At 63.2% G+C, this 16,924-nt stretch carries 20 protein-coding genes; 13 read left to right on the plus strand and 7 right to left on the minus strand.

Features of this window, described 5'->3' with window-relative positions:
- Positions 1-6 precede the first annotated feature (6 nt).
- Genes hpaE through BMY91_RS17420 form a run of 5 tightly spaced genes read left to right on the plus strand, consistent with a single transcriptional unit; the run spans position 7 to position 4,717 of the window.
- Positions 7-1,518 carry a 5-carboxymethyl-2-hydroxymuconate semialdehyde dehydrogenase gene (hpaE, locus tag BMY91_RS17400; protein WP_062072561.1) on the plus strand — a complete coding sequence of 504 codons (1,512 nt, stop codon included), beginning with the start codon at positions 7-9 and terminating at the stop codon, positions 1,516-1,518.
- A 37-nt stretch (positions 1,519-1,555) separates the two neighbouring features.
- Positions 1,556-2,650, plus strand: a complete 1,095-nt coding sequence (gene hpaD, locus BMY91_RS17405) for a 3,4-dihydroxyphenylacetate 2,3-dioxygenase (RefSeq protein WP_062072563.1) — start codon at positions 1,556-1,558, stop codon at positions 2,648-2,650.
- A gap of 3 nt (positions 2,651-2,653) precedes the next feature.
- Positions 2,654-3,439: a 2-oxo-hept-4-ene-1,7-dioate hydratase gene (hpaH, locus tag BMY91_RS17410; RefSeq protein ID WP_090824200.1), complete on the plus strand. Its 786-nt coding sequence runs from the start codon at positions 2,654-2,656 to the stop codon at positions 3,437-3,439.
- Positions 3,424-4,227, plus strand: a complete 804-nt coding sequence (locus tag BMY91_RS17415; RefSeq protein ID WP_090824202.1) for an HpcH/HpaI aldolase family protein — start codon at positions 3,424-3,426, stop codon at positions 4,225-4,227. The genes hpaH and BMY91_RS17415 overlap by 16 nt, the downstream gene beginning before the upstream one ends.
- A 52-nt stretch (positions 4,228-4,279) precedes the next feature.
- Positions 4,280-4,717 (plus strand): cupin domain-containing protein, encoded by a 438-nt coding sequence (locus BMY91_RS17420; RefSeq protein WP_090824204.1) that lies wholly within the window; start codon positions 4,280-4,282, stop codon positions 4,715-4,717.
- A 12-nt stretch (positions 4,718-4,729) separates the two neighbouring features.
- Here BMY91_RS17420 and BMY91_RS17425 read toward each other — a convergent pair whose 3' ends face one another.
- Complete coding sequence (locus BMY91_RS17425) at positions 4,730-5,086, minus strand: nuclear transport factor 2 family protein (protein WP_090824206.1); 357 nt, start codon at positions 5,084-5,086, stop codon at positions 4,730-4,732.
- 53 nt (positions 5,087-5,139) lie between these two features.
- Positions 5,140-5,682: a hypothetical protein gene (locus tag BMY91_RS23515; RefSeq protein WP_256212807.1), complete on the minus strand. Its 543-nt coding sequence runs from the start codon at positions 5,680-5,682 to the stop codon at positions 5,140-5,142.
- 308 nt (positions 5,683-5,990) lie between these two features.
- Between BMY91_RS23515 and BMY91_RS17435 the strand changes: the two genes are divergently transcribed.
- Positions 5,991-7,199 carry an aspartate transaminase gene (locus BMY91_RS17435; protein WP_090824208.1) on the plus strand — a complete coding sequence of 403 codons (1,209 nt, stop codon included), beginning with the start codon at positions 5,991-5,993 and terminating at the stop codon, positions 7,197-7,199.
- 13 nt (positions 7,200-7,212) lie between these two features.
- Positions 7,213-7,887 (plus strand): 4-carboxy-4-hydroxy-2-oxoadipate aldolase/oxaloacetate decarboxylase, encoded by a 675-nt coding sequence (locus tag BMY91_RS17440; protein WP_090824210.1) that lies wholly within the window; start codon positions 7,213-7,215, stop codon positions 7,885-7,887.
- A 219-nt stretch (positions 7,888-8,106) separates the two neighbouring features.
- Here BMY91_RS17440 and BMY91_RS17445 read toward each other — a convergent pair whose 3' ends face one another.
- Together BMY91_RS17445 and BMY91_RS17450 are read right to left on the minus strand one after the other, a co-directional pair.
- A complete protein-coding gene (locus BMY91_RS17445; protein ID WP_090824211.1) occupies positions 8,107-8,328 on the minus strand; it encodes a hypothetical protein in 222 nt (73 codons plus the stop codon).
- A gap of 124 nt (positions 8,329-8,452) precedes the next feature.
- On the minus strand, positions 8,453-9,397 hold the full coding sequence (locus BMY91_RS17450) for a LysR substrate-binding domain-containing protein (RefSeq protein WP_090824213.1): 945 nt from the start codon (positions 9,395-9,397) through the stop codon (positions 8,453-8,455).
- 265 nt (positions 9,398-9,662) lie between these two features.
- Between BMY91_RS17450 and BMY91_RS17455 the strand changes: the two genes are divergently transcribed.
- The 6 genes from BMY91_RS17455 (at position 9,663) to BMY91_RS17480 (ending at position 14,844) form a co-directional block, all read left to right on the plus strand.
- Entirely contained in the window at positions 9,663-10,451 is a 789-nt protein-coding gene (locus tag BMY91_RS17455) for a LamB/YcsF family protein (protein ID WP_090824215.1), read from the plus strand.
- Position 10,452: 1 nt separating this feature from the next.
- Complete coding sequence (locus BMY91_RS17460; protein WP_090824217.1) at positions 10,453-11,220, plus strand: 5-oxoprolinase subunit B family protein; 768 nt, start codon at positions 10,453-10,455, stop codon at positions 11,218-11,220.
- Positions 11,217-12,230: a 5-oxoprolinase subunit C family protein gene (locus BMY91_RS17465; protein ID WP_090824219.1), complete on the plus strand. Its 1,014-nt coding sequence runs from the start codon at positions 11,217-11,219 to the stop codon at positions 12,228-12,230. The genes BMY91_RS17460 and BMY91_RS17465 overlap by 4 nt, the downstream gene beginning before the upstream one ends.
- Before the next feature lie 55 nt (positions 12,231-12,285).
- Positions 12,286-13,626 (plus strand): MFS transporter, encoded by a 1,341-nt coding sequence (locus tag BMY91_RS17470; RefSeq protein WP_090824221.1) that lies wholly within the window; start codon positions 12,286-12,288, stop codon positions 13,624-13,626.
- 83 nt (positions 13,627-13,709) lie between these two features.
- Entirely contained in the window at positions 13,710-14,459 is a 750-nt protein-coding gene (locus BMY91_RS17475; protein WP_062072587.1) for an SDR family oxidoreductase, read from the plus strand.
- 151 nt (positions 14,460-14,610) lie between these two features.
- Entirely contained in the window at positions 14,611-14,844 is a 234-nt protein-coding gene (locus BMY91_RS17480) for a hypothetical protein (protein ID WP_090824224.1), read from the plus strand.
- A 73-nt stretch (positions 14,845-14,917) separates the two neighbouring features.
- On the opposite strand, the gene BMY91_RS17485 is transcribed toward BMY91_RS17480, so the two are convergent.
- The 3 genes from BMY91_RS17485 to BMY91_RS17495 form a co-directional block, all read right to left on the minus strand.
- On the minus strand, positions 14,918-15,352 hold the full coding sequence (locus BMY91_RS17485) for an acyl-CoA thioesterase (protein WP_090824227.1): 435 nt from the start codon (positions 15,350-15,352) through the stop codon (positions 14,918-14,920).
- A 64-nt stretch (positions 15,353-15,416) separates the two neighbouring features.
- Complete coding sequence (locus BMY91_RS17490) at positions 15,417-15,920, minus strand: GNAT family N-acetyltransferase (RefSeq protein ID WP_090824229.1); 504 nt, start codon at positions 15,918-15,920, stop codon at positions 15,417-15,419.
- A gap of 161 nt (positions 15,921-16,081) precedes the next feature.
- Positions 16,082-16,738, minus strand: a complete 657-nt coding sequence (locus BMY91_RS17495; RefSeq protein WP_090824231.1) for a histidine phosphatase family protein — start codon at positions 16,736-16,738, stop codon at positions 16,082-16,084.
- Positions 16,739-16,924 lie beyond the last annotated feature (186 nt).

Below are 16,924 nucleotides of genomic sequence, written 5' to 3' on the forward strand. Positions count from 1 at the left end.
TCAACGATGACGACCTCCGTAGAGACCACCAAGCACTACATTCCCGAGAACCTGCCGTCCCACATCCAGCACTTCATCAACGGCGAGTTTGTTGACTCCGTTTCCGGTAAGACGTTCGACGTCCTGGACCCGGTATCCAACGGCAACTACGCCACCGCTGCTGCAGGCCAGAAGGAAGACATCGACCTCGCCGTGGCCGCGGCACGCGAAGCGTTCGTCAACGGCCCGTGGCCGAAGATGAAGCCGCGTGAGCGTGCCCGGGTGCTGAACAAGATCGCCGATGCCGTGGAGGCGCAGGAAGCCCGCCTCGCCGAGCTCGAAACGTTCGATACCGGCCTGCCGATCACCCAGGCCAAGGGCCAGGCACTGCGCGCTGCCGAGAACTTCCGTTTCTTCGCGGACCTGATCGTGGCCCAGTTCGACGACGCCATGAAGGTCCCGGGCTCGCAGATCAACTACGTGAACCGCAAGCCGATCGGCGTCGCGGGCCTGATTACGCCGTGGAACACCCCGTTCATGCTGGAGTCCTGGAAGCTCGCCCCGGCCCTGGCCACCGGCAACACCGTGGTCCTCAAGCCCGCCGAGTTCACGCCATTGTCCGCCTCCCTGTGGGCACAGATCTTCAAGGACGCAGGCTTGCCTGATGGCGTGTTCAACCTGGTCAACGGCTTGGGCGAGGAAGCCGGCGACGCCCTGGTGAAGCACCCCGACGTACCGCTGATTTCTTTCACCGGCGAGACCACCACGGGCCAGACCATCTTCCGCAACGCCGCAGCCAACCTCAAGGGCCTGTCCATGGAGCTCGGCGGCAAGTCCCCGTGCGTTGTGTTCGCCGATGCGGACCTGGACGCCGCGATCGATTCGGCCCTGTTCGGCGTGTTCTCCCTCAACGGCGAACGCTGCACCGCCGGCTCCCGCATCCTGGTGGAACGCGCCATTTACGACGAATTCTGCGAAAAGTACGCCGCCCGGGCCAAGAACATCGTGGTGGGCGACCCCCACGATCCCAAGACCCAGGTGGGTGCGCTCGTTCACCCGGAGCACTACAACAAGGTGGCGTCGTACGTGGAGATCGGCAAGTCCGAAGGCAGGCTCCTGGCCGGCGGCGGCAGGCCCGACCACCTGCCCGAAGGCAACTACATCGCACCCACGGTGTTTGCCGACGTCGCGCCTGACGCGCGGATCTTCCAAGAAGAAATCTTCGGTCCCGTCGTGGCCATCACGCCCTTCGAGAACGACGACGAAGCCCTCGCCTTGGCCAACAACACCAAGTACGGCCTGGCGGCCTACATCTGGACCCAGAACCTGACCCGGGCCCACAACTTCTCCCAGAACGTGGAGGCCGGCATGGTGTGGCTCAACAGCCACAACGTCCGCGACCTCCGTACCCCGTTCGGCGGCGTCAAGGCGTCCGGCCTGGGCCACGAGGGCGGCTACCGCTCCATCGATTTCTACACGGACCAGCAGGCCGTGCACATCACGCTCGGCTCAGTGCACACGCCCAAGTTCGGCGCCTAAAGCTTCCCACCTACCCTTTCAACGAAGAGAGAATCCCATGAGCAACTTCACCGGCCCCATCCCCACGCCCACAGTCCCGGCACCGGACATTGTTCGCTGCGCCTACTTGGAACTCGTGGTCACGGACCTCGCCAAGTCCCGCGCGTTCTACGTGGACCTCCTCGGCCTGCATGTCACCGAAGAGGACGAGAACACCATTTACCTGCGCTCCTTCGAGGAGTTCATCCACCACAACCTGGTCCTCCGTAAGGGACCCGTTGCCGCAGCCGCAGCCTTCGCGTACCGGGTGAAGTCCCCGGCCGAGGTGGACGCCGCCGAGGCGTACTACCGCGAGCTCGGTTGCCGCGTGGAGCGCCGCAAGGAAGGCTTCACCAAGGGCGTGGGCGACTCCGTCCGCGTGGAGGACCCGCTGGGCTTCCCGTACGAGTTCTTCTACGACGTGGAGCACGTGGAACGCCTCACCCAGCGCTACGACCTCTACTCCGCCGGTGAGCTGGTCCGCCTGGACCACTTCAACCAGGTCACCCCGGACGTCCCGCGCGGCCGCAAGTACTTGGAGGACCTCGGCTTCCGCGTCTCCGAAGACATCAAGGATTCCGACGGCGTCACGTACGCCGCATGGATGCACCGCAAGCAGACTGTGCACGACACCGCCCTGACTGGCGGCAACGGACCCCGCCTGCACCACATCGCGTTCTCCACCCATGAGAAGCACAACATCATCCAGATCTGCGACAAGATGGGCGCCCTGCGCATCTCAGACCGGATCGAACGAGGCCCCGGACGCCACGGTGTGTCCAACGCTTTCTACCTCTACATCCTGGACCCGGACGGCCACCGCGTGGAGATCTACACCCAGGACTACTACACCGGCGATCCGGACAACCCCACCGTCACCTGGGATGTCCACGACAACCAGCGCCGCGACTGGTGGGGCAACCCCGTGGTCCCGTCCTGGTACACCGAGGCCTCCCTGGTCCTGGACCTCGACGGCAACCCCCAACCCATCATCGAACGCGAGGACAAGTCCGAAATGGCTGTCACCGTGGGCGCCGACGGCTTCTCCTACACCCGCCCGGAAGGTGCGTCCGGCGAAGCGGCCGAGGGCTTCAAACTGGGAGCGCAGGTCTAACAGATGCTGGACGCGAAGACGATCGAAGCCATTGCCGACGAGCTGCTTGAGGCCGGCCGGAACCGCACGCCGGTTCCTCGGTTGACTGCCCGCTACCCCGACATGACGGTGGAGGACTCCTACGCCGTGCAGCAGTTGTGGAGGCGGCGGAACGAGGAAGCCGGGCGCACGTTGGTGGGGCGGAAGATCGGCCTCACGTCCAAGGCCATGCAGGCCGCCACGGGCATCACCGAACCGGATTACGGTGCCATTTTTGATGACATGGTCCTGGATACCGGGTGCTCCGTGCAGTGGGACAAGTACACGCACCCACGGGTGGAGGTGGAGCTGGCCTTCGTGCTGAAGTCGGGGCTGAAAGGCCCCGGCTGCACCATCTTTGATGTCCTCAACGCCACCGACTACGTGGTTCCGGCCCTCGAAATCCTGGACTCCAGGATTGAGATGGAGGGCCGGACCATCGTGGACACCATCTCGGACAACGCCGCGATGGGCGCCATGGTGGTGGGTGGCCGCCCGGTGCGGCCCGATGCCGTCGACCTCCGCTGGGTGTCCGCCATCCTGTACAAAAACCAGACAGTGGAGGAGACCGGCGTGGCAGCCGGCGTGCTCGACCACCCAGCAAATGGTGTCCACTGGCTGGCCAATAAGATCGCCGCCCACGGGGATTCGATGAAGGCCGGAGACATCATCCTGGCGGGCTCGTTTACCCGCCCGATGTGGGTGTACAAAGGGGATACCGTGCACGCGGATTACGGACCGTTGGGAGTGGTGACATGCCAGTTCGACTAAGCCCCACCTTCTATTCGGCACTCTCCGAGGCAGGAAGGCCGCTGGCCGGCATGTGGGTCTGCTCCGGCAGCCCACTGGTGGCGGAGATCTGCGCTGGGTCCGGTCTGGACTGGGTGCTGATCGACGCCGAGCACAGTCCCAACGGCCTCGAATCCATCCTCGCCCAACTCCATGCCGTGAGCGGTTACCCCGTGCAAGCCATGGTCCGTCCACCGGTCAACGACACCGTGGTCATCAAGCAGTACCTGGACCTCGGTGTGCAGAACCTGATGATCCCCATGGTGAACTCGGCCTTTGACGCCGCAACTGCGGTTGCCGCTGTGCGCTACCCGCCGCACGGTGTTCGCGGCGTCGGATCCGCACTGGCCCGGTCCGCCCGCTGGAACCGCGTCCCGGACTACCTGGCTACCGCCTCGGAGACCATCAGCCTCACGGTCCAGATCGAATCCGAAGCTGCGGCGTCGGCGGTGGAGGAGATCCTGGCCGTCGACGGCGTGGACGGCATTTTCCTGGGCCCCTCGGACCTCGCAGCCTCCATGGGCTTGCTGGGACAGCAGGAAAATCCCTTGGTGAGGGCCGTCGTCGAGCATTGTCTTGAAGCCGCGAAAGCGGCAGGTAAGCCCGCCGGGGTGAACGCCTTCAACGAATCAACCGCCCGTGCCTATCTCGACGCCGGTGCCTCCTTTGTGCTGGTCGGCGCCGATGTTGCGGTGCTGGCCCGTGCGTCCGAGGGCTTCGCGTCAACCTTCATCCCCGTGTCCGAGACCGCGGAGCGTGACAGCTACTGACCCGCCGGGGTGGACTAGGCTCTACGAAACGAGAGCCTGAGGGGGCAGAGCGATGCGTGGTGGTGGGTTAGCTGTAGTTGCCGTTATTGCTGTGCTGGGACTGGCCGGTTGTTCGTCGCCGGCAAGCCCGAAAGTCCTGGCGCGGGAAGCGACGGCGGAGGACCAGCTTCCGGAGTCCGTGAGCCTTGGCGGCGTGGATATGGACATTACGGCCGGGACGGCGCGGTTGCTGGCAACCCACGAGGACGTGAAGTACTTCGCCGCCAAGAGTTCCACTGGCGGGTCCGCATGTTTGATTGTTGTGCCGGTCGGAGTCCCGGAGCAGTGGGTAGCGGGCTGCGCAGCGGCATCAACAGGTGAGGAGATCGTCACCCTGACCGGCGTGGACGGTTCGATGACCAAGCTGATCAACGACCGCGTCGACGCCAGCCAGCCGAAATACCAAGGGTGGACCAAGATCCACGAGAATGTGCTGGTCGGCTCCCGCTGATCCCTGCAACGCCTACTTGCGCGCCATGTACCACTCGGTGAACTCGCGGGCTCGTCCGTCCTCGGCGAAGCGGATGACCCACAGGTTGTCGTAGGTGGGCTCTCCGTTGAGGTAGGTGGTCAGGCCTTGCACGAAAGCGGTGTCACCGTCCTGGCCAAGGAGTGTCCACTCGAACGTCCAGTCCTCCGGCTTGTCGCCGGCGTCCGCCCACGCTTTGACGATCTCTTCGTGGCCGGTCCATTGTTTTTCAGTGTTCGGGCGGTCGTTATAAACGGCGTCCTCCGTGAAGAGGGCCCTGATGTCGTCGGGCTCATTCGACGTCCACGCGCGTTCGTAATTGTCCATCCAGGAGTTCACGTCGTTGGTCATCTACCCGTTCTACCAACCGTGATGGCAGGGTTCAACGGTGAGGGCGAGGGAACTCAGGCCGGCCGGGCAATTCCCCGCGTTGATCGGCGGATGTGGTCCGGAGTGAGTCCGGTCAGCGAGGCAAGCTCCAGGTCATCGCATACCTGGTTGCGGAGGGCCATCACGATCAAGGCCTCGCGGCGTTCAGTGATCCGGTGGCGATGCTGTTCGGCGGCCCTGAGTTCCTCACTCTTCTGCTTTAAAGCCGCCACATGTGCGCTGCGTGGGACTCCGCCCGGATGGAGATCGTCATAAGCCAAAGCGATGGTCCTGACGGATTTCATGTTCTCACCAGTGACCGCCGAAACAGTGGCAATGGTGAGTCCGTCCTCGATCGCCTGGGCAATCAGCTCGTTTCTGGCAGCAGTCAGGGTACGGATGGCACTCTGTGCGTGGGAGAGGAGTTGCCGATGCACTCCCAGGGCGTACGCCAGCTTGGCGTGTTCCGCGTGATCCGATGCCTCCGGCCGGGGTGCCTTCGCCCGGTAGGCGTACCGTCCGGTGGCTGCGCGGCCTTGCAATGAAACGGCGGGGGCTGACCCGGTGTGGGCTGGCATTGACTCCCTTTCGGATGCGGAACAGGCACTTCTGACTCTTCGAATCTAGGCAGTGTTCACCGAAGCAAGGAAATACCAATACCGCGTGAACCCATAAGCAAAGTGCATGGAAGAAACGCCTCAGAGTGCGTTTATGCGGGTTCTGTACGGGGGATGGGCGCTGATAGCGCACAAAGAGATCCGGGTCATAAGAGCCCCTTATAGATCCACGCACATTAGGTCTTATCCACAGCGCTCACGGATCCCTAGTCTCGAAAAAGGGGATACGCGAATCCGCGCGTCCCGAGTTCCACATTCCTGGAGGAGACATGCCGCACTACCTGCCGGCGTCGAGGGTCACCCGCATCAAGTCCTCAGCGAGCGTCGCCGCGGCCGCCCGCGTCCGCGAACTCAAAGCCGAAGGCATCCCGATCATCGACCTGACGGTCGGCGAGCCGGACTTCGATACCCCGGACCACATCAAGGCAGCCGCAATAGAGGCGATCAACAACGGAGAGACCAAGTACACCTCGGTGACAGGCACGCCGGAGCTGCAGACCGCCATTCTGCGCAAGGTCGAAAGCCACACCGGTCACCACTATGAGCGGAACCAGCTGACCATTGGCGGCGGGGCCAAGCAGGTCCTGTACGTGGCGCTGATGGCGTCGCTCAACGCGGGCGACGAAGTGATTGTCCCCGCGCCGTACTGGGTTTCCTATCCGGACATGGTCCTGGCCAACGACGGAACTCCTGTGATCGTTGCTTGCGGCGAAGAGACAGGCTTCAAGCTCACCCCTGATGCCCTGGCGAAGGCCATCACCCCCAAGACCAAATGGCTCATCCTCAACGCCCCGTCCAACCCCACGGGCGCCGTGTACACGCGTGAGGAACTGCAGGCACTCGGCGCAGTGCTTGAGGAACACCCGCACGTCTTCGTCCTCACCGACGAGATCTACGACGAAATCCACTTTGGTGACGGGCGTGTGACCAGCCTGGTCACAGCCGTACCGGCGCTGAAGGACCGCATCCTGCTGGTGAACGGCGTCTCCAAGGCCTACGCCATGACGGGTTGGCGGCTCGGCTATGGAGTGGGTCCCGCACCGCTGATTGCGGCCATGAACAAGCTGCAGTCCCAGACGTCGTCGTGCCCATCGTCCATCAGCCAGGCCGCCGCGGTGGCGGCGCTGAACGGAGATCAGTCCTTCGTCCGCGACAGCGTGGAGGTGTACCGCAAGCGCCGGGACGCCGCCGTCGAGGGCCTTAACGCCATCAATGGACTGTCCGTCGCGCCAGCCGAAGGGGCGTTTTACGCCTACGTGAACTGCAGCGGCGTGATCGGCAAGACCACCCGGTCAGGGGCCGTCATCGAGAACGATCAGGACTTCACCCTCTACCTGCTGGACGCCGCCCGCGTGGCCGTCATCCAGGGTTCGGCCTACGGCCTGGGCCCGTACTTCCGGATCTCCTTCGCCACCTCGCTGGAGACCATCAACGCCGGCGTGGACTCCATCCGCGATGCCGTCAACGCCCTCACCTAGAAAGATTCAGACCATGATCCACGTCAAGACCAAGTTCCAGCGCCCTGATGCCGACGTCGTCAGCCGCCTCGCCGCCTTTTCTTCCGCCACGATCCACGAGGCACAGGGCCGCCGCGGCGCGTTGAGCTCCAGGATCAAACCGATCGACCGCTCCATGTCCTTCTGCGGCCCGGCCGTGACTGTCGCTTGCGCTCCGCAGGACAACCTCATGCTCCAAGTGGCCATCCACTACGCACAGGCCGGCGACGTGGTCCTGGTGGGTGCGCAGGAAATGGCCGAGGCCGGCACGTTCGGTGACGTCCTGGGCAACGCCATGAAGGCCAAGGGCATCGCCGCGATGGTTACCGATTCCGGCGTCCGCGATACCCAGGACCTGATCGAACTCGGCCTGCCTGTTTTCTCCGGCAGCGTCAGCATCAAAGGCACCGTCAAGGAAACGCTCGGGCCCATCAACCACCCCATCGTCTTTGGCGACGAGATCATTTACCCCGGCGACATCCTCCGCGGCGACGCTGACGGTGTTGTGGTGGTCCGCCGCGAAGAAGCCGAGGATGTCATCGCACTGTCCCAGGCCCGCGATGACCACGAGCGCGAACTCATCAAGCTGTACCACGACGGCGGCAACACCATTGAGCTCTGTGGCCTCACGGAGAAGCTCAAGGAGAAGGGCCTCCTGGTGGAGGACTAGGAGCATCTGTCAGGGCCGGTCACGCATCGTTGAAAGACGAGGTGGCCGGCCCCTTTGGCGTGTTCTTCAGAGGACAACAAAAGGCGCCTTGCCCGGACTCTTAAGTCTCTACGGGCAGGGCGCCTTAGTGGGTGCAGCTGAGGGGGAGTACGACGGCGGGTGGCCGGGTTGTGTGGCTACGCCCGCCGGGGCTGTTGGCTGGCGGCGTCAGTGGCTGGCTTAGTCCAGTCCGGAGTGCCCTGGCCGGGTATCCACCAAATGCCATTCGATGCTGTTGCCTGCGTGGGTGGGCATCAGGCTGCCTTCAAAGACGAACAACGGCTCGCCGATCCCGCCGAGCGGACGCCAAAAACCATTCCGGGGGCAATGGAATCCGGTCCGTGCGCTGACAGTTCCGCGGGTTGGATTCGACACCCATCCGGCTGTGCTGATCTTTTTCACCGTTGTTTCCTTTGAACTTGCCCGCAGAATCCGTGGGCTGGTTTCGAATTGTTTGCTAATTCGATATTAGGAAATTAAAACGGTCTTGAATAAGACCAAAGCTGTCTGTCCGGATAAGGCTTTGTTATGGATGGGCCGGGAGTTGCACGGGGTCGGTCCCGTACTTGTTGATCAGTTGTTGATGCAGCATCTCTTTGACCACCAGCAGTACGGCAGAAGCAGCCTCGGACAAGGGCTCGTGGTCCGGGGTGCACAGGGCGATCTTGCTCTGCAGGCCAGGTTCCACGATCCGCAACACTTTGAAGTCCTGGTCCGGGAACAGGGCGTCCGCGGCAGACTTGGGCAGAACTGTGCCGCCGAGGTTGGCGCGGATGAGCCGGGTGAGGGAGGGAACGGACTCCACTTCGCCCACAAGTTTCAAGGGAAGATCCTGTTCTGCCAGGCCCTTCTCGATGAGCTGGCGCAGGGTGTGGTTCTTTTCCGGGAGGAACAGCCCTACTGTGCTGGCTTCGGCGAGGGTGACGGTGTCCTTGCCGTGATCGATGTCCACATCCGGGTGCACCACCAGATGAAGGTCTTCCACAATCATGGTGGTGAACTGCACGCCCCGAATCTTTCCGGGCTCGTAGATCAAGGCCATGTCCAGGCGGCCGTTCTTGATGGCCTCACTCAGTACGCCGCCAAAGATCTCGGTCAGATGGACCACGATGTCAGGGTACCGCCGGCCCACTTCGCTGATGATCTGGGGCGTCAGGCTACTGGCCATGCTGTAAGGCGCGATCGCAATGGAGACGCGGCCGGAGGGTGCGGCTCCGGAGGAGGCGACGTCCTGCCTGGCCTGTTCCACAAGTCGAAGAATCGACTGCGCGTGCCGGTACAGCGTGTGCCCGGCGGCGGTGGGCTCGACTCCTTGTTTGCTGCGGATCAGCAAACGCTGCTTGAGGTCGTTCTCCAGTGCCGATACCTGCTGGCTCAAGGCCGGCTGGGCCACGTGGAGCGCCGCCGCAGCCTTGGTGATACTGCCGGAATCAACGATCTGCACGAAGTATGAGAGCTTGCGCGTATCCATGGGTCTGCCTTCCTGGAGGGCCACGTCCCCGGGTGGCATGCGTTAGGGAAATTCTATCCGGGCGACTGTGGGACCCAAGACACAGTACAGGGTGGTGCAGGTCATAACGGAGAGCTATCACGGGATAGCTATTAGGTCTTTGTGCAACGTGGTTGACCGGTGCGAGACTTTTGGAAAGAACTTCAGGCGACGCTTTGGGAATCCACTGGCGTTCGGTATTTACCGGAAATTCAATTCCACAGCAAAACCACGGAAAGAGAAACACGTGAACCCGACAATTGATCTTGTAGCGGATCTTGGAGAGGGATTTGGCGCCTACACCATTGGCGACGATTCCGAACTCCTGGAAATCGTTTCAAGTGCCAATATCGCATGCGGGTTCCATGCCGGTGATCCGGACATCATGGCCGCCACTGTTGCTGAATGCGTTCGCCGCGGAGTAGGCATCGGGGCTCACCCGAGCTTCCCGGATCTGCGGGGGTTCGGACGCCGGGACATGGGCCTCACTGCCACCGAAGTCCAAAACGATGTCTTGTACCAACTGGGTGCCCTGAACGGTTTCGCGTCCTTCCACGGCACCAAGGTCACGCACCTCGCTCCACACGGCCGGCTCGGCAACCTCGTCGCTGTCCGCTCCGACTATGCCCAGGCTGTGGCTGAGACCGCGGCCCGTGTGGACAACGAGCTGATCGTGGTGGCCCAGGAAGGCGAACTGGCTGTTGCTGCACGCAACGCCGGGCTGGACGTTGCGATCGTTGGCATCGTGGACCGGGCTTACCAGGAAGACGGCACGTTGGTTCCCCGCAGCCAGCCCGGTGCTGTGCTGCATGATCCCGCAGAGATCGTGGACCGCACGCTTCGTATGGTGATTGATGGCAAGATCCGCTGCGCCAACGGCGTGGACATGGACATCGACGTCGACACCGTCCTCCTTCACGGAGACAACCCCGGCGCTGTTGAGCTGGCGCGCCGGATCCGCTCCGAGCTCATCTCCGCCGGCGTCAGCATCGCACCGCTGGCCGAGGTCATGGATGCCAAGAGGAAGGCGGCCTGACATGTCCGTTCTTGCAGCGGCCCCCACCGAGATCTACGAATCGGGAGACTCCGCACTGCGTGTTGTCGCGATCTCCGAAGCCAGCGAACTCAACTGGCTGACCGTCCACGGACTGGCCGACTGGCTGGAAAGCTGCGGCGCTGAAGGCCTGCACGGCGCAGTTCCCACCTATGACTCCGTGCTTGTTGAGTTTGATCCCATCCTCGTTTCCGCACGCCAGGTGCGCGCCTTCGTCAAGCTTGGTCTTCTGGAGCTCGGACGTTCCGCCGCCTCGGCTGCCGCTCCGCGGGAGTTCGACGTTCCCGTGGTCTACGGAGGCGAGTACGGTCCGGACCTGGAGCGCGTCGCCGATCACCAGGGCATCTCCGTGGAGGAAGTCATCCGCCTCCACACCGGGAAGACCTACACCGTTCGCTGCCTGGGCGCGCCTGCAGGCTCACCCATGATGGACGGCCCGGCATTCCCCAAGCCGGTGCCGCGCCTCAAGGACCCACGGCTCAGCGTTCCAGCTGGTGCAGTCGCCGTAGCCGGGCGACAGGCAGTCATCGCTCCCGCGTCGGCTCCCGGAGGCTGGTGTGTCATTGGACAGACCCCTCTTTCGGTCCTGAACATTCGCCGCGAACCGTTGGTGCCCTACAAGCCGGGTGACATCCTGCGTTTCCGGCAGATCCGAGCCGAAGACTTCAGCGGGTTCGTGGGCATGGAACTCGAGCCCCGCGCAGTGGAACCTCACGCGCTCGAACCCCTCACATCAGGGGCTCAGCCATGAGCGGCGAAATCCTGATCCAGCAGCCCGGTAACGCCGTCGTCACAGACCTCGGCAGGACCCGCGGCCCCCGCTTCGGTCTTCCCGTCAACGGCGCACTGGACCAGTACTCGGCCCGTGCCGCCAACATCCTGGCAGGCAACCTGGACAACCACCCCCTGGTGGAGATCACGGCACTCGACTTCCGGATGAAGGCCACCACCGACATCCTGATCGCCGTCACCGGCGCTCCGCTCACGCTCACTGTTGGTGGCCGCCCGTCCAGCCAGTGGGAACCGGTGTCAGTCCGTGCAGGAGAAACGGTCTCCATCCGCGGAATCCACCGCGGCCTCCGCGCCTACCTGGCCATTCACGGCTCCATCGAAGCTGAGACACTGCTGGGCAGTGTAGCTCCGGACACCGTGGTGGGCTTCGGGCTGCAACTCAAGGAAGGCACCCGCCTCCTGACCCGCAGGAGCGTTGGCCCCGTTCGTCAGCCGTACTTTGATCTTCCGCTCTTCCGGCTGGGCCTTGACCGGCCCCGCATGGACTCAGACTTGTTGGTCGATGTGACCGACGGGCCGGACGTCGCCGAGTTTGGCGAATCCGGTGAACTGCTCTTCACCTCGGAATACGCCGTCAGCGGCCGCAGCAACCACATCGGCCTGCGGCTCGGCGGGGAACTTCCGGAAAGAACCTCAAGCGGCGAAGTCCTTTCCCGCGGAGTGCCAGTGGGCGCCGTCGAGGTTCCTTCACGGGAAGAGCTGCTGGTACTGCACCGGGGACGCGGCGTCACCGCCGGGTATCCCGTCCTGGCAGTAGTCACCAGCACCGGACTGGATGTCCTGGCCCAAGCGAGGCCAGGGGACAAAGTCCGTTTTCGGAAAACCACAGTGGCAGAAGCAACTGCCGCCCATAGGCGCTCGCGGGCCCACCTTGAAACCCTCCGCGAATCCGTCAACACCGTCTTCGGACTCCTCGGCATCGGATGCCGTCCCCAGTGGCAGGACCTACCAGTTGCGGCATGCAGCTAAAACCCTGTCGTCACACCAGTAGGCGTTGCTACGCTCATCTCAGTAAGGAAAAGTCATGACCGCAAGCACCAACGCTGCGCCAGTGCAGCATGAGCGGCTCACCAGCCGCCAAACCCGCAAGGTTGTCACCGCAGGTTGTGTTGGCATCTTCGTGGAACTGTACGACAACGGCATTTTCGCCTTCATGGCGGGAACGCTGGCGCTCGTCTTCCTGGCCCCGGGCAACCCGGACAACGCCCTGCTCTTCGTTTTCGCCGGTTACGCGGTCTCGTTCTTCGTTCGTCCGCTCGGCGCCGTGGTGTGTGGCTACCTCGGAGACCGGATCGGCCGGCAAAAGCTACTGGTCTTCGTCATCCTCCTGATCAGTGTTGCCACCGCCGGTATCGGTTTGCTGCCCCCCTTTGCGGCCATCGGCGTGGCAGCCCCCATTCTGCTGGTCCTCCTGCGCCTCCTGCAGGGCTTCTCCGTCGGTGGCGAGGCTGCCGGCGCCATGACCTTCCTCGCTGAGCACGCCCCTGAAGGCAAGCGCGGCATCATTACCTCCTACGCCCAGATCGCCTCCTTCGCAGCACTGCTCACCGGTACTTTGGTGGCCTACTCCATGTCCCCGTGGCTCACCCAGGCAGCGATCGACGGCGGCGGCTTCGGTTCGTTCGCATGGCGCATCCCGTTCCTGGTGGCCATCCCCATGGGCATCATCGGCTGGTACATCCGCAAGGCCATCAGCGATACCCCCAATTTCGAGAAGCTGAAGGAAGAGGGCGGCCTCTCCAAGAACCCGCTGAAGGAAGCTTTCCAGTCCAAGGAACACCGCCGTGCCATGCTCCTGGCCCTCTTCATCCCGCTGATGAACGGCTCCGGCTACTACGTCCTGTTCTCCTACATGCCCACGTTCCTCAAGGGCAAGCAGCTGAACTTCACCATCGGCGAAGCCCTCCTGGTCACCGCCTGCAGCCTGGTGGTCATCTGCATCGCCATCCCGTTCATGGGCGCCCTGTCCGATCGCGTTGGCCGCAAGAAGGTCATCGCAGGCTCCGCAATCGCCATGGCAGTCCTCGGTATCCCGTCCTACGCCCTGATCGCCACCGGTCAAATGGGCTTGGCCATCCTGGGCGCCTGCATCATGGCCATCGTCTTTGCCGGCCACACCGCAGTCATCCACATCCTGATCGTTGAACTGTTCCCCACCCGTGTCCGCTACTCCGCCTACGGCCTCGGCTACAACATCTCCTCGGCCCTCTTCGGCGGCACCGCCCCGCTGCTCATGACCTGGCTGATCGGCAGCACCGGCAACATCTACATGCCGGCCTTCTACGCAGTCATCACGGCGCTGGGCACCCTCATTGCGGTCAGCACGGTCAAGGACCGCGCCCACGAGCCACTGCGCGACGCCTAGCCTCCACCCACCTCCGGCAAGTGCGCCGGGCTTCCACGTCCGGCGCACTTCGCTCACCGATTCCCCACCTTTTGGAGAACCCCATGTCTTTTTCTGACTACACCACCGCCCTGGTCACCGGAGCATCAACCGGTATGGGTGCAGCCATTGCTGAACGCCTCGCCAAGCGCGGCCTGACCGTTCACGCCGTGGCGCGCAACGAGGAACGCCTTGCCGAGTTGGCCGACCGCACCGGAGCCATCCCGCACGTAGTGGACCTGACCGACACAGCCGCGTTGGCCGCCGTCGTGAGCGACCTCAAGGTGGACGTCCTGGTGAACTGCGCCGGGGTTTCCCGGCCGGGCAACATCCTGGACTCGTCCGAAGAGGACATTGACGAACTGGTGGACGTGAACCTCCGCGGTCTCCTGCAGCTCACCCGACTGGTCCTGCCGGGCATGGTGGAGCGCGACCTCGGCCATGTCATCAACATCAGCTCGATCGCCGGCGTCTACAACTTCTACGGCCACACGGTCTACCACGCCACCAAGGCTGCCGTGCACCAGATCTCCCGCCAGCTCCGTAACGATACCGTCGGCAAGCGCATCCGTGTCACCGAAATCTGCCCGGGCCGCGTGGAGACCGAGATCTTCGGACGCAACATGGGCGGCACTCCCGAGGCCATGGAAGAAGCCTGGCAGACCTACTACGAGGGCTACGAGTCGCTCACCACGGACGACATCGTCAATGCCCTGGACTACGCCATCGAAACGCCGCGCCACGTCAATGTGGGCATGCTCGAACTCATGCCGACGTTCCAGGTGCCTGGTGGCCTGACGTTCGACCGGCGCTGACGTTCCACCGGCGCTGACCCCTCTCGGTCCAGGCGCCCCACAAGTTCCGGTGACACACACTCCCGTCACCGGATATATAGGCTGGCGGCCGCGTTAATCGCGGCCGCCAGCACCCGTATAGGCGCTGTTTACTACTCGAAAGCCACAGCCGATGAGAAGGGCACTGTGCCTCGCAGACCGGAAAGACTGGGATGCCGAGGACTTCGATAACCTCGACGATTACCGGCAGGAACCGCGGCGGCAGCAGCTGGTCTGCCTGGCGTGTGGGGGCAAGGCAATGTTCCGCTCCGCAGGGGTTGGCCGGAAGGCGACCTTCAGTGCACGGCATACCGCCGACTGCTGTCTGAACTCCCGGACGTGGACTGTGTTCCGCTACCTGCAATAGTGCCGTTGCCGCACGGGTAATGCCCGCCCTGAACCAACGCTCCGCGGCACTGAAGCGCCCGACGGCGCGTGGTTCAGTCTTCGTCGAGGGTTTCCGTCAGGTGGTGCGTGGGGATGCGGTCCCGGTCGTAGGTGATTTCTGTGTAGCCATGAGGCTGCGGGCGGCCGTCTGAGCCCAGATTCACGAAGACGATTTCCTCGATGGTCAGGATGGCCTGCCGCGTGATCATGTTGCGGACCTCCGCGCGCATGGTCAGCGAGGTACGGCCGAAGCGTTTCGCCGTCAGCCCCATCTCGATCAAGTCGCCTTGGACCGCCGAGCTCACAAAGTTAATCTCCGAGATGTACTTGGTGACTGCCCTGCCGTTGCCCAGCTGGAGGATGGCGTAGATCGCGGCCTCTTCATCGATCCACTTCAGCAGGCTCCCACCGAAGAGTGTGCCGTTGGCGTTGAGGTCCTCGGGCCGCACCCATTTACGGGTGCGAAAGGTGATGTCTGCTTTTTCCATATTCCGAGATTATCGAACTGCCGCGGCCTCCGCTTGATATTGCGTCCCCATCCCGGCTCCTCCGCTACGCCATTGCTGTGTGCGAGGCACTGTGCGAATCGAGTCGCTTGGAGTAGCAATACGATTCGTTGACGCCTATGTACGGGCCGAAGTTCGGTACAGGGGCAAAACCAGCACTTTCGTAGAAGCTCCGGCCATCTGACTGTGCTGATCCGGCTTCGGCTGCAATCACGGTGAATCCGTGCGAATGAGCCTGGGCTTCGAGGGCTGCCAGAATGGAGCTCGCCACTCCCGAGCCCCGGGCGTAGGGGACCACATACAGCCTTTTGATTTCGGCCGTGTTCTCGTCCAGCATGCGGAGCCCGCCACATCCCAGTGGCTGTCCCGAGCATTTCTCATAGGCCACCACGAAGACCGCAGTGTCCGCTTCCGACGGTGGGGGTCCGGGCTCATGGTCGGTGCTTCCGAAACGTGAATCCAGTTCTGCCTGCTGCGCGGCTCGGAGGTCAGCGCCCACGGGGTTGGCCCACGTGACCTGCCGAATGTTGAGCCGTGGGTTCGTCTGCATTTGTGCCTCAATTCGCCGGGTTTCGTCGGAGGTGCCTATGCGACTTAAGCCTAGGGAGCTGTGGTTACCGTGGTGTTTCCTGCGCGTAAGCGTCGGGAGAATTGCTGCTGCCCTTGGGTTGGGGCGCAGAGAGGGCCTCGCAACGTCTCTTGCAGTACCTCTTAAAGCGCCTCGCCGGTTGGGTCGTCTACGGTTTGATCGGCCAGGGCCAAGCCGCCCACGGGAATTTGATCCCAGTGCAGTACCTTCCAGCCGTTCTTGGGGTCGCCTTCAAGAGCCACGATGCCCGTGTTGGGGAGTTGATGCGTCTCGGCGAACACGGTGTCGATGTCCGTGGCCCGCCGGCCCGCCCAGCAACGAATGGCCGCGCCGTGGCTGACAATCGCGGCCGTCTGGTGTCCTGCGGCCGCAACTTTCTCTACGGAAGCATCGAAGCGGGCGAAGAAGTCGTGCCCGTTGAAAGCTCCGGGCATCCGAACGTCCAAGTCGCCATCCGTCCAGGCGAATACTGTGCTCATGTACCGTACGTGTGATTCGTGATCGGTCTTCTTTTCCAGCGCCCCCGCCTCGATTTCATGGACTCCGTCCAGAATTTCCGGTTCCAATCCTGTTGCCTTTGCCAAGGGTGCAGCTGTCCGCTGGGTTCGCAGCAACGACGAGGTGTACAAGGCTTGGATGCCTTCGTCGGCCAGGGCTTCCGGCAGGGCCGCCGCTTGACGCTCGCCCAGTTCGGTCAGCCCCGGTCCAGGGAATGCAGTGTCCAGCTGGCCTGCAACATTGCCGGGTGTTTGTCCGTGCCTGATCAACAGGAGCTTCATGGTTGCTCCGCTCCTCTACGTCGTAGCTGTTCGGCCTTTGGACGCTTTGCGCTCCTGCCCGGTTACACCAGCCAATCAGTCGTCGCAGTCCGGGAACAGCCCGACACGCCGTGTCGCGAACCCTCGGACGGGATGCTGAGGAAAGCAACTGGGAAGGAACGCGCCTCTGCCTGCCGAGCTAGGCCT

Source organism: Arthrobacter sp. yr096 (assembly GCF_900108925.1).
Taxonomy (GTDB): Bacteria; Actinomycetota; Actinomycetes; order Actinomycetales; family Micrococcaceae; genus Arthrobacter.